We start from the raw sequence: 13518 nt of genomic DNA, 5'->3' as shown, positions 1-13518 counted from the left end.
CGTCAGAGGTCAGCCTTTTCCCAGGTCCGCACGCAGCGTCTGGTTGACGACGAGGGCCCCCGTGAACAGGGCCTTCGCCTCCGCATCCGGCCATGCGTCCAGCAGCTCCTGCGCGTCGGCGACGCTCATGCCGTCCACCTCGGCGCCTGTCTCGTCGCGTTCGACGTGGCAGGCGGAGATCAGGGCGGCTGGGAACGTCTCAACGTTGTACTCCATGCCCCTGTCGGCCTGCGCCTCGGTGGGCGCGTGGTCGCGCAGCAGCTGCTCCCACACCGGGCGTGGCAGCGCCCGGAAGGTGAGCGTCACCGTGGCCTCCGCCAGCGCCTCCTGAGCCCGCGTGAGGGCCGTATCGGTGGCCAAGACCTCGGGGTTGGACGCCACCCACGCATTCCGCTGGTCCTCTCGGATGCCCTGTTCGACGCATTCGGCGAGGGCTGCGGCGCGGGCCTTGGCCAGATCCAGCGCCGCGTCGGTGACGGCGGTCTTCGCGTCCTCGTCGTCGCAGATCGACAGGGTCGACTCGGGCAGCTTCCGGGCGCGCAGCCGCTCCATCTTTGCGGCCCAGTGCGCGTCCTTGGCGACGACAGCGGCCGGCGGCTGGGCCTTGCTTCGAGTGGTCATACGGCATCCCCTCAGGTCAGGTGGCAGCCGGGATAGCGGCGTCGAGCGTCGGCTTGCCCGAGATGGCGAAGGTGACCGTGAACTTCGCCGGGTCGTTGCCTGCGGAGTAGGCGGGGGCACGGCTTGCGACGCGCACCGGGAAGACGTCCATCGACTTGCTCGCCGGGACGTCCCCCTTACGCATGATCACGACGAACCCGACGACGCCCTTCTTCAACAGCGTCTCGATGGTGTCGGTGACCTGGTCCTCGTAGAAGGTCAGGCTGGAGGAGTCGGCCTTGTCCTCGCCCGGGATGCTCGTGGTGAGGGTCGAGCCCATGTCGGGCGTATCGATCGGGCTGTTGGCCAGCGACCATCCGGCGATGTCCGAGATCGCACCGGACAGGTCGGTCGCGTTGGCACCCGACAGCTCGGTACGAATCGGCACATTGCCGGGGTCGGCGATCGTTTGGAGGAAGAAGAACTTGGTGACACCGCGGCGCATGAACCGCTGCTGGCTGCTCAAGGGATCTCACTCTCCGGGGACCCCAGCCCCCGGCGAACGGCGGAGGCCCGTCCCCAACAGGTCGCAAATGCGAGCCAGGGGGTCAGCCCGTGCCGTGTGGCCGGACGTCCGCGCTATGGGCCTCCGCGGTGAGGTGCGCTTCTCAACTGCCCGGCGTGGAAACCGTCAGGGCGAAACGCTGCACGTAAGTGTAGGTCGAAGAAGCGACAGTTGTGCCGTCTTCCTGGTCCAGTGCCCGGTCGATGACCCTCGCACCGTTCACGTTGATCGGGTTGAGGAACGCACCGCTACCGGGCACCCGGGCGAGGAACGCGGCGCGCACCTTGTCGGCGTGCAGCGACACCTGCTCCGCTGTCGTGCCCACCGACGACACCTGCAGATACACACGCGCGTCCGCGTCCGCATCGCCGAACGGCGGCCCGAACCCGGCCACTTGCCCCAGCTCGTACAGCACGCTGTACGGGATGGTGTTGCCGGTCGGCTGCGCATCCGCCGACGGGGCAGTCCCGTACCCGCAGGAGCGACCTGTCACCGAGACCAGCATCGCCTGCACTGCGAGCGCCACCTGACGCCCCGACACGCTCATCTACTCCTCCTCGCCTGTCGCCCTGGCTGCGGTGATGACCGCCTCGATGTCCGTGACGGCGTACCGGTGCAGGCCCAGCTCGTCCCACACCGGCATGTCGGCGGGGGTAGAGCTGCGCAGCAGGCCCAACTCGCCGCTGTCCTCCTCGATCAGCTCCACCACGAACGCCAGCCGCGACACCAGTCCGAAGCCGTGGGCGCGCATCACGCCGGCGACGGCCTGGTGCAGGTCCTCCGTCAGGCCGCTCACTCAGGGCCGCCGTCGACGACGCGGCCCATAGCCTCAAGGAACATCGGCTCGATCGTGTGCACCGCGGGCCCGAGGTGGGGGTAGGGCGGCTGGTCGAAGATGCGGCCGAGACTGTCGGGGCCGATGTACCCGTACTCCAGGCGGCGCCCCTGCGGCTTGTTGGTGCCGACCGTGCCCGACACGACGCCACCGGCCACGTGCACCTCGTGCGTCCACGAACGGCGGTAGTCGCCCGTGATCACGTTCGGGCCCGGCCGCCCGCTGGCGTTGGCCTTGACCTGGGTCTCCAGCAGCATCGCGTAGTGCCGCACCACCGCCAACGCCTGCGGCAGCACCCGCGCAGCGCGCCGCTCCAGAGCGGCGGCGATCTCGGCGGCGTTGGTGTAAGCGCCCGCCCGGGGATGCGCGTTGGGGTGCGGGTTACTGGGGGACGGCATCAGTCACCTCCGAGGACCACTTGCCCTGCGCCCACTCCTGCAGGAGCTGCAGCATGGCCCGGGTCAGCTCGTTGGGGCCGCCGTCCATCAGGTCGTACCGGGCCAGCACATGCCGCTCCAGCTCGCCCGCATCGATAGCGCCGAGGAACGCCGCGGCGGCGGGGCCCGGGTCTGGCGGGTCGCCGACGACAACGTGGGCCAGCCCCTCGAAGTCGTCCTTCGCCAGCGGCGACAGGTACAGCACCAGCACAGCGGGCAGCCCGGTCCGCTGACTGAGCTGATAGCCGGATATCTGGCGGGAGATGTCGCGGCCGTCTAGGACCACCGTGCTGGCGGCCTGGTCGGCGGTGATCCGGACCTGACGTAGCTGCTCATCGTCCATCCGATCAGCCTACGGACCGGCGCGGACAGCCCCGCCGAGCCGATTCAGCGCGGTGCACCCCTACCCTGCTGGCCGAATCCGGTGCGTACCGGGGAGCCTGTCACACCCAGGCCGCGTGACCCAGCCATGGGACGCCTTATCAGGTGACTGGCGCCTGCTGCGTGGTCTCGTCCATCCACGTAGTGCGGACCACCGCCAGTGTGTTGGCGTCGGAGATGTCCAGGACGCGCCACACGCGACCCAGCAGACCCTGATCCGCCGTGGCGTGCGTGACGCGCACGCAGTCGTCGCGGGACGCCAACGGAGCTTCCAGCGGGGTCAACAGCCGGTATCGGTCACGGGCGTCGTCCTGGTACGCCTGTCCCGCCAGGGACATCACCATGCCGGGGCCGCCAGCGGCGAACACCGCGCCCAGTCCCTCCCACACGATGATGTCAGGGCCTGGCTCGTACACGCCGGTGTCCTCGTTCAGGACTTGCGGCCCGGGCCGGAAGATCTGAACGGTGTCCACCATGATCCGCGCCATGACCGGCGCGAGGGCGGCCAGCGAGATGGGGCTGCTCATGTGTTCGAGCGTAAGCGCCAGCGCGGACACCCCCTGCGGGCAGAAACAAGCCCTCGGGGGCGCCGGTCATGCCGGATCGGTAGAGGCCCGTTACGGCCGCTGGGGCCGTTTCCTTATGAGCCCATTAACGGCGCCTGGTTGTTCGACGTCGGCGGCACAGTGCTTGCGGCAGATAGCGCGCTGGCCTCAGCTTCGGCCAGGAGTCGCGAGGCCGGGTAACCGTACGCGTGGCAGGCCTGGACCACGGCGGAAATCGTCGGTTCGGTCACGTTCCGTTCGACTCGGGACAGCGTTGAGCGGCTCACGCCACTGCTTCGCTCGACGTCGTAGACCGACCAGCCGCGGTCCGTCCGTAACTGGAGTAGTCGCGCCGCCAGTTCGGACCTGATGCGCTCGGCGTACTCAGCCGCCGAATCGGACGAGCGGCTAGGAGTCGATGATGAGCGGTTGGCTTCCTCCGAGTCGACCGGACCAGTAGTTGTCGTCTCCGTCCCGTGGGGCTCGTACGGTGACGCCGTATCGCTGTGCGATGTTGTTGCGGTCACGGGTGCAGAGGGCTTCCTTGAGGGTCGCAGTGCGCTGCTCGGCATCCCAGCCCACGGAGCCGATGGTCGGTACGCCGAGCCACACGAGACTGCCGCTGATGTCGTCGGCGGTGACCTGTGGAGGGGATGCGGTAGCGCAGCATTCTCGCTGTTGGGCGGGGCATTGGTTGGCGGAGCAGGTTGTGGTGCCGTGGATGCGGTGGCTGTCCGGGCGCTGGAGGACATACGCCAGGGCGCAAGAATTGGTCTGGTAGATGGGGTGATGGGGGTAACGCTCGGGTAGGGATTCGAGGAAGTCCCACGTCTGCCGGGGCCATATGGCGTCGGCGGATTCGAGCGGCAAGTCGTCGGCTCCGAGTTCGGGCCACAGCTCGGCCATCTGGTTGCGGGCACCGGGTTTGACCTTGAGGCCGACGGCGACGGAGCAGGCGGCGTAGCGTGCGGCCAGGTCGAGGACCCGGGTGATCGTTTCCGGGGCGGCGTTCGCGGGCATCAGCGGACGCCAGTAGTGGATGACCGGGATGCCGTTCTGGTGGAGGCGGGGGAAGTTGCTGCGGAGTACCTCGTGGTCGATGCCGCGCTCGATGTCGGGACCCAAGCCGGAGTAGCTGAGGTAGACGATCACGGGGACGCCGGCCGTTCGGGCGCTGGCAATGGCATCGATGACGTCCTCGGTGACGCCGCACTTCGTGATCAGGCACACCGGGTTGCGCACGCCATTGGTGGTGAGCTCGCCGAGCAGGCCGATGAGGTGAGCTCGGGTCCGCGCTGTGGAGAGGGCGTCGGTGCAGGTGTAGAGGGCGAGGACGGCCTGCCGGTGGTAGTAGGGGCTGGCCAGGAGTAGTTCGACGGTCCGCTTGGGGGTGGCCAGCTCCAGCGGCTTCACGAGGGTCTGACCTCGATCCCGCAGGTAGCAGTAGCTGCACGCCTTGTTGCAGCCCTGTACCGGGTTGACCGCCAGCCAGGTTTCGTGCTGGTCGATGACCGGTTCCCAGATGCGCCGTCCGGCCAGGGGTAGTGAGGGAGTACGCACGGGCGGGGGTCCTTTCGAGCCGAGCCGTGCCGCCCACCCGGTCTTGAGCGGGCGGCAGGGCGTGAACTGTCAGGCGGGTTGTGTGGTGATGCGGGCGCCGACGGCGGTGAGCTTGGCGACGGGTTCTTCGTAGCCGCGCTCGAGATAGCGGGTGCCGCTGATGGTGCTGGTGCCCTCGGCGACCAGGGCGGCAAGGACGTAACCGAACCCGGCCCTCAGGTCGGGGATGACCAGGTCGGCGGCCTTGAGCGGAGTGGGCCCGCTGATCTTGGCAGTGTGCTGGAAGTCCCGGTTGTGCCAACGGCAGGCGGTGGCTCCCAGGCACCGGGTGGTCAGCTCGATCTCGGCGCCCATGGCGGTGCTGAGCTGCTCGGCGTAGCCGAATCGGTCTTCGTAGATGGTCTCGTGGACGACGGAGGTACCAGCAGCCTGGGTGAGCAGGACGGTGATGGGCTGCTGCCAGTCCGTCATGAAGCCCGGATGGACGCCGGTTTCGATGTCGGTGGCGGTCAACGGCCGTGCTCGGAAGAACTGCAGGCCGTGCTCGGTCTCGGTGAACTCGCCGCCGATGTGGCGGAGGACGTTCAGGAAGGTGATCAGGTGGTCCTGACGGGCTCCGCGTACCTCGATCCGTCCGTCGGTGGCGACGGCGGCCGCCGCGAACGAGGCGATCTCGATGCGGTCGGGGACCGTGCGGTGCTCGATGCCCCGCAGCTCGGAGACGCCGTTGACCACGATGGTGCGGTCGGTGTCGATCGTGATGAGCGCGCCCATCTTCTGGAGCATCAGGACCAGGTCCACGATCTCGGGTTCGACGGCCGCGTTGGAGATCACCGTGGTGCCCTTGGCGAGGACGGCCGCCAGCAGCAGGTTCTCCGTGGCTCCGACCGACGGGAACGGGAGGTGGACGTGGGCCCCGGTGAGCCGACTGGTGCTGACCTTGACCGAACGGGTGCCGTCCACGATGTCGGCGCCCATCTGGCTCAGGCCGTTCAGATGGAAGTCGATGGGCCTCTTGCCGATTGTGCAGCCGCCGGGCAGCGGGACGACCGTCTCGCCGCGTCGGTGCAGCAGGGGGCCCATCATCAGGATCGGGATCCTGTTGACGCCGGAGTACATGGAGGACAGCGAGGTGCTGGTCACCTTGGGCGTGTGCACCTGGACGGTGTGCTCGTCGAGCCAGGACACCTCGGTGCCTAGCTCGGCGAGCATGCCCAGTACGAGATCGACCTCCAGGATGCGGGGCACGCCGTGCAGCACGCAGGGCTCGTCGGTCAGGAGCGTGGCGACGAGCTGCTTGGTGACAGCGTTCTTCGCGCCGGACGCCTCCACCGCGCCGCGCAGTGGCACGCCTCCGGTGATGCGGTAGACGTGGCGGTCGGCTGCCATGGGTCGCTCCCGAGGGGTGACGTTATTCATGTAGCGATGTATCCCGTCCCGTGTTTCGAGTGTTTAGGGCGGGATTCTCGCTATTCGCTCTAGATCGAATCCCGTCCAGTGAGATACGACGATACTGGCGTGACATTGGTTGCGCCGACGTAGGTCTGCCGCTCGGGGCCGTACAGGCGATTCGGGTAGACCACTCCGCCGGTCAGCTGCGCCTGGAGCAGTGCGGTACGCGCGGTCTCCTCCAGGCGCAGCATCAGGTCGACCGTCTCCTCCACGTGTCGGCCGATGGTGAACGCCCCGTGCCGGTAGAGGGTGAAGGCGAGCCCGTGCCGCTCCAGTTCGCTGGCGCGCGACGCGATGACCTCCTCCAGCTGCGGCCGGTACTCCAGCAGGTTGACGGCAGCGACCTCGGGTCGCTGGACCGTGCCCTCCGGCAGATCGAGCGGCACCGGCCTGGCGAGGAATGCCGCCTTCACGGCGCGGTCGTCGGCGTGCAGGCAGGGGATCTCGCCGAACGTGTCGGCGCGGTTGGTGACGCTGGGTACCGGTATGCCGAGCGACGCGAAGGCCAGCGTGTAGGGGGCGTGGGTGTGCACGAGGGCCCCGGCGCGGGGCAGCATCCGGTACAGGTCCAGGTGCACAGGGGTGCCGGATGCCCCGAGCCCGCCGGTCCGCTCCACGATCGCCCCATCGGGCGTGAGGACGATGAAGTCGCGCAGGCTCACCTGCCAGCGGTCGAAGGCGAGCCGGGTGCTCGACATCAGGATGTTTCCGTCCGGCAGGCGCATGGACACGGCGCCGCCGGCCGGGTTGAGCAGTTCCCAGGTGCGCAGGTCCTCGATGACACCGACCAGGTGCCTGCGTTCGGTCTCGTACATCATCATGCGTTGCCTCCCAAGGGGGTGATCTGGTGTTCGGGCCCTTGCACCCGCGTGTCGGACGAGATCCACGCGGTGGCGACGGTGACGTTCGCCTCCAGCAGCGAGCGGGCGCCCACCACGGCGCCGGGGCCGACCGAGACTCGTGAGCCAGCCCGTACGTGGTCGCCGATCAGGGCGGCCCACTTCGGTTGACCGGTGCTCATCCGCCCGCCGTCGGGCAGTGCGAAGCTGATGGACTTGTCCGGGCGGAGCATGTCGTCGTTCGTGATCAAGCAGGACGGGGTGAGCAGATCTGCGGAGAAGTAGCAGTGCCGGCCGATGACGCAGCAGCCCACGGTGGCCCGATGGGACAGGATGCTGTGCTCCCCGACCAGGCTCCGGGAGACCTCGCATCCGTAGCCGATGTGCACTTGCGAGGAGATCACCGTCCGTCCGCGCACCGTCGAATACTCGTGCACCCTCGCTCCCGGCCCGATCACCACGTCGTCAGCGACGTTCGCCAGAGGCGACACGTAGGCGTCGGGGTGGATGTTCGGCTGGTCCCCGAGCGAGGCGCGCACGAGGTCGTACACGGCCCCCGAGACGTCGCCGATGGATGCGATGGGCTGCTCGTCGAGGACGCCCGCGCCCAGCCCCTTTAAGAAGACGTCGTCGGACAGGCGCAGCACATCGCCCAGAAGCGGGCCGGGGCCGCTCACTGCGCAGCCACCAGGGGGCGGGGGGTGGGACGCTGGCCCAGCACCAACGTCAGGTACTGGGCGGCACAGCGCCCCGGCGTGTACCAGCCCTCCGCCAGTGCACGGGCGGCCTTCCCCATGCTCACCAAGGTCTTGCGGTCGAGCAGCGCATCGGTGAGAGCGGCCACGAGGTCGCCCGGGTCGTCGGGGTTGTAGACCATGCCGGTCAGCCCGTCGATGACGAGTTCGGGGCTGGCTCCGGCATCGGGCACGAGGGAGGGAACCGCTGCGCCCGCAGCGTCGATGACGGCCCGTCCGAAGCCCTCCTGGACGGCTGCGGTGGCCAGCAGGTCGTACTCCGAGAGACGCTGGGTCAGGTCGTCGGTGTATCCCATGAAGCGGACCGGCGCGGCGAGTTCGCGCACCAAGCCCTCCAGTTCGGATTGGTGGGAGCCCTGTTCTCCGAAGATGTCGAGGCGTACGGCGGTGGACAGGCGCGGGTCCGCTACGGCCCGTACGAGCTGGTCCACACGCTTCCACGGCACCGTGCGGGCGACGGAGGCCACCAGGAGTCTTCCCGTGGCCGGCCCATTGTGGGCCGGGACGGTGGCCGGGATGGTGACGCCGTTGTGGATGGTGGTGACGAAACGGACCTGGGGGGCGTGCGTGCGCAGGGCGGCCGACGACGCCTGTGAGATGCCCACCCATACGGGCACCGAGGCCAGCAGCTCCCACCAGAGCTCGCCGATGGTGCGCTCGACCATGTCACCGTCATGGGGGTTGATCACCCGCAGAACCTGCTGGGCGTTGACGACGTGCCGGACCACGGGGATGACGCGGGCGTCGGGGGCGATCACCACGTCCGCAGCCGCGGTGCGATGGTTCGAGATCACCACTGCCGGGCGGTCGTCGGCCAGCGCGCAGACACGCGAGAGCGTCTGCCGGTAGTCGTCCCAGTCGGTTACCTCGTGGAGGCGGGCGGGGGCGCAGGAGCCGGCGGCCGGGCCGCCCTGCCGCCACCACACCACATCGACGTGGGGCACCAGTCGGGCCAGGTTTGCGGCCAGCTCGACGACGGAGTTCTCTGCTCCACCGCGGGCGGTGGTGACCCACGTGAGGACAACGTGCGGAACCATGGGTGCCTCTCCTTCAGGGGAAGCGGCCAAAGGGATGGTGGAAGTGCCTGGTCGCTGGAACAAGGGCACCAGCGACCAGATACGCACGGTGATCGGCTGTCGTGCTGTGCAACCGCTGTGCAGCATCTGCACACGCGGATTGGTGGCCAGGTGGTTCGGGTTATCGGGCAGCCGTCACGAGGGTGATCCCCCGCAGGTACTGGGCTAGGGCCAGTGCGTCTGGCCGGGCCTCGGCGGGGGATTCGAGCACCGCCCGCAGCACCTGTTCCAGCTGAGGCCAGTGGTCGATGTGGCCGAGCGGGGCACGATTGCGCAGGATCACCTTGCGCAGCTCGATCAGGGTGAACGCGGTCGGGTCTATGCCCAACGACCGGTAGTCGCGAGGCCATTGGTTCGTTGCCGCCCACCAGATCGACGCTGCCAGCGTCCAGATCTCGTCAGGTTGGGAGGTGAGAACGGGCCGCTGCCCGGATTGGGCACGAGCGATCAGCTCGTAGCTGGCCAGGTGGACGAAGCAGCCGTTGTAGGCGTTCGAGGCAGGAAGGTCGCTCTCCGGGGACCAGCCCCAGGACCAGTCGATGAGCCGGGCCCCGCCCGGCATGAGGATGACGTGATGCGGCTGAAGGTCTCCGTGGACCCATTGGGCTTGGTGGACGGCCGCGACCGCCATGCACGCTTCGACGGCTGCTGCCAGGGCTTCCACGTGCACGCCCGTGCGCTCCCTGACCGGGTAGAAGGCCTCCCACAGCGACTTACCGCGCAACCATGGAGTGGCCAGCCAGGCGGAGCCCTCGCCACGGCCGTGCACGGTACGTTTGCCGTACGACGTGGCGGGGACCAGCCCGGCGATCCGCGACCACACGGCGGTCTCCCTGGCGACCTCCGCCGCGCCCTCGTTCCGGCCGACCTTCAGCGCCCAGTCACCCTGCGGGCCAGACACCTTCCATACCTCGACGCCGTAACGGCCAGTTACAGGCCGCCACTGGGTCGGGCTGCCAGCCAGCCCCTCCATCTCCATCCGGCCTTCCGCCGGCCAACTGTCGGCCATCTGAGGCCGGGGTGCTGCCTGGGTCACTTCAATGCCCTCGCGATCATCATGTTCGGTCCGAGCTGGTTCCCCTCCAGGGCCTGTGCCGTCCAGGGCCGGAGGGTCGAGAAGCCCCGCCGCAGGTCATCGGGGCAGCGCGTTCAGGCCCGTCCCCTGGCCGTGACTTCCCGATCGGTTGCCAGGAGACCGGGGGTCTTGGGCCGCTCCCCTGGCCACGTGGCGGTAACAGCCAGAGAGCGGGGTCTCAACGACGCGGGCCGCGCAAAACGATCCCGACGATGCTGCCGCGTTCGTCCAGGTTGTAGGTGGTCAAGCTGCGCCAGCCCTTGCGCAGCAGCTCAATGCGCGTCTCGCGCAGGCCCTGGTGCTCGGCTGTCGGCGGCATCCGCTCCGAGATGTGCGTCGTGATATGCAGCACACCCTCGGGCGTGAGCCAGCGACGTACGTCGTTGACGAACCGGGCCTGCTCCAGGAACTCGAAGGAGTGCCTGCACACCACGATGTCGACGGAGCCCGGCGCCAACTCGGGCGGGATCGGGTCGGCATTGAAGTTGTGCAGGTGGAAGCTCAGCAGGTCACTGAAGCCGAGGTGGCTGGCCTTGGCGTCCTCGACCGCCACAGTGCTGAAGTCGTAGCCGGCCACCGTCAGACCCCAGCCCGCCAGGTGCGCAGTCATGTGACCTCGGCCGCAGCCTGCGTCGACCGCACGCATGCCCGAGACAGGGTCGACGTAGGCTCGGAACATCTGCCGCTCCAGCGCCTCAGGGCCCTGGAGCTGGTATCCGGCTCCATACAGCGAATTCCAATACGCCGGGGCTTTCGGCTCGTGCTCCACGTTCAGAGTCCTCATGCGGCCGGGTCCGGGTCCGGACCGTCGAGGACGCGCACCCGACGGAGCCGGTCCAGGTCGAAGCGGCGGTCGACAACCTCACCGGCCGGGACGCCGAACATGTTCACCTCACCGGGCGGGGCGGGCGCGGCCTCGTGTATGGCGCGCAGCGCGGCGCCCGGTTCACGATCGGGCAGCTCGGCCATGGGGCTTCCTCTCTCAGTGGTCGGCGTACAGCAGGGCGGAGACGACCGCGGCGGAGACGGATATGACGAACAGGACCTGCGCGAGGATCTGCCGCCATCCGATCTGCCGCTCATCGAGCCAGCGGCCTAAGTCCCTTCAAGGCGCGGCCTCGTGGATGACGAGCAGCAACAGCGCGGGGCGGTCGCCGAGCCAGCGGAGCTCTTCTTCGTACTCGTCGTCGCTGACGCTGATTGCCTCCCGGTTCAGGACCGCGATGCCGTCGGCGAATCCGGTGCTGACGAGCCGCCGGGCCTCCTCCCAGCCGCGCCGCGTGAGCGGCGTGTGCGGGGCGTGTACGTCGGTCAGCTCGTGCACCAGGTCGTAGCCCTGCTCCTCGATGAGGCGCCGTACAGAGGCCATCGTGTGGTCGACCTGGCTGCCGGCACTCTGCAGTGCGTAGGCGATGATCCGGCGCTTCCGCTGGACCGGGGTCGCCAGGGCGGAGTCGTTGCCCTGCTCGCGCTTCTTCTTCAGGTACAGGCCGCGGTTGTCCAGCGGGCGCATGGTGAGACCACGCACCCACGCCTGACGATCGTTGTCCTTGTCCATCCACGCCGTGTTAGGGCGGGTTCGTGCCGTGCTCGGTGACATGGGGGGACTGTCTCCGTCCGGTCTGCTTGGGGGTTTCACGCGGGCCGCCGCCAGGGTGGAAATTCGCGCAGTACGGCGGCGGCCCGCACCTCGGGGGAGGTGGCAAACCCGAGCGCGCCCGAGGGGGAACCAGCTGGGCGCGCCCGAGCAGCGGTTACGGCCCGCAGTCGGATAGGCCGCTTCCGTGCCCAACAAGGCTGACCCATGGGAGAGTTGCATTGCAAGGCGAAGTGAAGTCTTCACTTGATCTGGCATATGCACACAGCAATGCTGTGCTCTTTGCAAGCAGGACTGGAGGTGACAGACTCAGGACTCGCGCCGAGCCGGGACGGACTCTCGCGTCAACCCGCCGGACTCTCACCAGAGTTCGGGGGACTCTCGACTGAGCAGACCAGGCTCGGGGCAGAATCAGATGGACTCGCGAACGGAGGCAACGTGGCGGCCCCGACAGGACCGACGGTCAGGCGCGTGCAGCTCGGATTTGAGTTGCAGCGCCTACGCAGACAGGCCGGCTTCACCAACCTCAAGGACGCAGTCAAAGGCTTGGACATCAGCGACTCCCAGCTCTACCGCGTGGAGCAAGGGACCTCGTCGTTCCGCCGAGCCGCTAACCTCGTGGCCCTCCTTGAGCGGTACGGCATCACCGACCAAGAGGACGTCGACTTCCTCGTTGACATCCATCGCGACGGCCTAAATCGCGGTTGGTGGTCGACCTACTCGCGCACCATGCCGTCCGGTATGGCGATGTACATCGGCCTGGAGGACGGAGCCAAGTCGATAAGGGCGTGGCAGCCAGACGTGGTCTTCGGCCTGCTCCAGACCGAGGAATACGCCCGCGCCGTGTTCGAAGAGGCCAAGCTGGTCGAGGAGCACACCACTGAGTTCGTTGAGCGTGGTATCGCACTTCGCATGGAGCGCCAAGAGATCCTGACGCGAGACAACCCTGTCGAGATGCGCACCATCCTTGACGAAGCCGTCCTCCGTCGAGTCGTCGGCTCCCAGGAGATCCAGCGTAAGCAGATCGAACACCTGGCAGAGCTTGCTGCCTACGACAACGTGAACCTGCAGATCCTCCCTCTGGGCGCTCGGACATACCGCTTCTCGTACGACTTCACGCTCATGGAGTTCGCCGATCCGATTCCTACCGTCGTCCAGATGGACAGTCCCGATGGCGGCAGCAACCTGACCGACAAGGACACCGAAATCTGGAAGTTCGCCCGTAGGTTCGATGCCCTACGAGACGGCGCTCTCCCAGTTGGGGAGACGCCAGCGTTCCTGCACCAACTAGCCCGAGAGATTTGACACATGGCCCTCAAGAAGCGCGCCCTGGACCTCGCCCCCAAGGGCGCCTGGTTCAAGTCGTCACGCAGCAACAACGGCAACAACTGCATCCTCGTCGCTCCGCTGGCCGAGCGGTACGTCGGCGTCGCCGACTCCAAGTTCGACAACAGCCCGGCCTTCGTCGTCGGGCACGACGCGTGGAAGGCGTTCATCGACTTCGCGTCCTGACGCAACACCGCATAGCCGAGGCCCCGCGCGCACTCACCGCCCGGGGCCTCTCGCTGCTCCTACCCGTCAAGGAACGCGTTGAGATGGTTTGCCGTCGTCTTTCTGCCTGTCACCCCGTGTGCGTCGGAGCAACAGCGGTTAGCACAGTGTAGGCCCGTGTAACTCATTTGTTCGAGGCACGCCCCGTCCTGATGCTTCGTATGCAGATCCTGCACACGCCCTCGACGGGGACAGCGCGCCTCCATACGGTTGAGGGCCCCCGGTTCTCTGACCGCGCGGGAGGGCGCTA

Annotated in this window: 19 protein-coding genes; 2 read left to right on the top strand and 17 right to left on the bottom strand. The window is 68.0% G+C overall.

What is annotated here, in order from left to right; genetic code table 11:
- Positions 1–9: 9 nt before the first annotated feature.
- The 17 genes from ACFY10_RS30845 to ACFY10_RS30765 all read right to left on the bottom strand — a co-directional run bounded on the left by ACFY10_RS30845 (position 10) and on the right by ACFY10_RS30765 (position 11678).
- The gene (locus ACFY10_RS30845) at positions 10–621 is read right to left on the bottom strand and encodes a hypothetical protein (RefSeq protein ID WP_390668475.1); all 612 of its coding nucleotides are present in this window, start codon (positions 619–621) and stop codon (positions 10–12) included.
- Positions 622–637: 16 nt separating this feature from the next.
- On the bottom strand, positions 638–1126 hold the full coding sequence (locus ACFY10_RS30840; protein ID WP_390668474.1) for a hypothetical protein: 489 nt from the start codon (positions 1124–1126) through the stop codon (positions 638–640).
- A 142-nt stretch (positions 1127–1268) separates the two neighbouring features.
- Positions 1269–1712: a hypothetical protein gene (locus ACFY10_RS30835; RefSeq protein WP_390668473.1), complete on the bottom strand. Its 444-nt coding sequence runs from the start codon at positions 1710–1712 to the stop codon at positions 1269–1271.
- Complete coding sequence (locus ACFY10_RS30830; protein ID WP_390668472.1) at positions 1713–1961, bottom strand: hypothetical protein; 249 nt, start codon at positions 1959–1961, stop codon at positions 1713–1715. It abuts the gene before it with no gap.
- The gene (locus ACFY10_RS30825; protein WP_390668471.1) at positions 1958–2398 is read right to left on the bottom strand and encodes an HK97 gp10 family phage protein; all 441 of its coding nucleotides are present in this window, start codon (positions 2396–2398) and stop codon (positions 1958–1960) included. Before ACFY10_RS30825 ends, ACFY10_RS30830 begins: the two co-directional genes overlap by 4 nt.
- Positions 2382–2780 (bottom strand): hypothetical protein, encoded by a 399-nt coding sequence (locus ACFY10_RS30820; RefSeq protein ID WP_390668470.1) that lies wholly within the window; start codon positions 2778–2780, stop codon positions 2382–2384. Before ACFY10_RS30820 ends, ACFY10_RS30825 begins: the two co-directional genes overlap by 17 nt.
- A 139-nt stretch (positions 2781–2919) precedes the next feature.
- Positions 2920–3345, bottom strand: a complete 426-nt coding sequence (locus ACFY10_RS30815; protein WP_390668469.1) for a DUF6093 family protein — start codon at positions 3343–3345, stop codon at positions 2920–2922.
- A gap of 113 nt (positions 3346–3458) precedes the next feature.
- The gene (locus tag ACFY10_RS30810) at positions 3459–3890 is read right to left on the bottom strand and encodes a helix-turn-helix domain-containing protein (RefSeq protein WP_390668468.1); all 432 of its coding nucleotides are present in this window, start codon (positions 3888–3890) and stop codon (positions 3459–3461) included.
- Complete coding sequence (locus ACFY10_RS30805) at positions 3772–4923, bottom strand: hypothetical protein (RefSeq protein WP_390668467.1); 1152 nt, start codon at positions 4921–4923, stop codon at positions 3772–3774. The genes ACFY10_RS30810 and ACFY10_RS30805 overlap by 119 nt, the downstream gene beginning before the upstream one ends.
- Positions 4924–4992: 69 nt before the next feature.
- Positions 4993–6312 carry a UDP-N-acetylglucosamine 1-carboxyvinyltransferase gene (murA, locus tag ACFY10_RS30800; protein ID WP_390668466.1) on the bottom strand — a complete coding sequence of 440 codons (1320 nt, stop codon included), beginning with the start codon at positions 6310–6312 and terminating at the stop codon, positions 4993–4995.
- 89 nt (positions 6313–6401) lie between these two features.
- Positions 6402–7196 (bottom strand): class II aldolase/adducin family protein, encoded by a 795-nt coding sequence (locus tag ACFY10_RS30795; protein ID WP_390668465.1) that lies wholly within the window; start codon positions 7194–7196, stop codon positions 6402–6404.
- Entirely contained in the window at positions 7193–7891 is a 699-nt protein-coding gene (locus ACFY10_RS30790; RefSeq protein WP_390668464.1) for a hypothetical protein, read from the bottom strand. The genes ACFY10_RS30795 and ACFY10_RS30790 overlap by 4 nt, the downstream gene beginning before the upstream one ends.
- Positions 7888–9006 carry a glycosyltransferase family 4 protein gene (locus ACFY10_RS30785; protein ID WP_390668463.1) on the bottom strand — a complete coding sequence of 373 codons (1119 nt, stop codon included), beginning with the start codon at positions 9004–9006 and terminating at the stop codon, positions 7888–7890. The genes ACFY10_RS30790 and ACFY10_RS30785 overlap by 4 nt, the downstream gene beginning before the upstream one ends.
- A gap of 160 nt (positions 9007–9166) precedes the next feature.
- The gene (locus ACFY10_RS30780) at positions 9167–9946 is read right to left on the bottom strand and encodes a hypothetical protein (RefSeq protein WP_390668462.1); all 780 of its coding nucleotides are present in this window, start codon (positions 9944–9946) and stop codon (positions 9167–9169) included.
- Positions 9947–10298: 352 nt separating this feature from the next.
- Positions 10299–10889 carry a class I SAM-dependent methyltransferase gene (locus ACFY10_RS30775; RefSeq protein WP_390668461.1) on the bottom strand — a complete coding sequence of 197 codons (591 nt, stop codon included), beginning with the start codon at positions 10887–10889 and terminating at the stop codon, positions 10299–10301.
- An 11-nt stretch (positions 10890–10900) separates the two neighbouring features.
- Positions 10901–11089 (bottom strand): hypothetical protein, encoded by a 189-nt coding sequence (locus ACFY10_RS30770; protein WP_390668460.1) that lies wholly within the window; start codon positions 11087–11089, stop codon positions 10901–10903.
- 136 nt (positions 11090–11225) lie between these two features.
- Positions 11226–11678, bottom strand: a complete 453-nt coding sequence (locus tag ACFY10_RS30765; RefSeq protein ID WP_390668459.1) for a hypothetical protein — start codon at positions 11676–11678, stop codon at positions 11226–11228.
- A 510-nt stretch (positions 11679–12188) separates the two neighbouring features.
- Between ACFY10_RS30765 and ACFY10_RS30760 the strand changes: the two genes are divergently transcribed.
- Positions 12189–13022: a helix-turn-helix domain-containing protein gene (locus tag ACFY10_RS30760; protein ID WP_390668458.1), complete on the top strand. Its 834-nt coding sequence runs from the start codon at positions 12189–12191 to the stop codon at positions 13020–13022.
- A 3-nt stretch (positions 13023–13025) separates the two neighbouring features.
- Complete coding sequence (locus tag ACFY10_RS30755) at positions 13026–13229, top strand: DUF397 domain-containing protein (protein ID WP_390668457.1); 204 nt, start codon at positions 13026–13028, stop codon at positions 13227–13229.
- The last annotated feature ends 289 nt before the right edge of the window (positions 13230–13518 follow it).

It is taken from the genome of Streptomyces sp. NPDC001401 (assembly GCF_042895385.1).
GTDB lineage: Bacteria > Actinomycetota > Actinomycetes > Streptomycetales > Streptomycetaceae > Streptomyces.
Note: the sequence above shows the minus strand (reverse complement) of the source record. Positions and strands in the feature narration are given on the sequence as shown.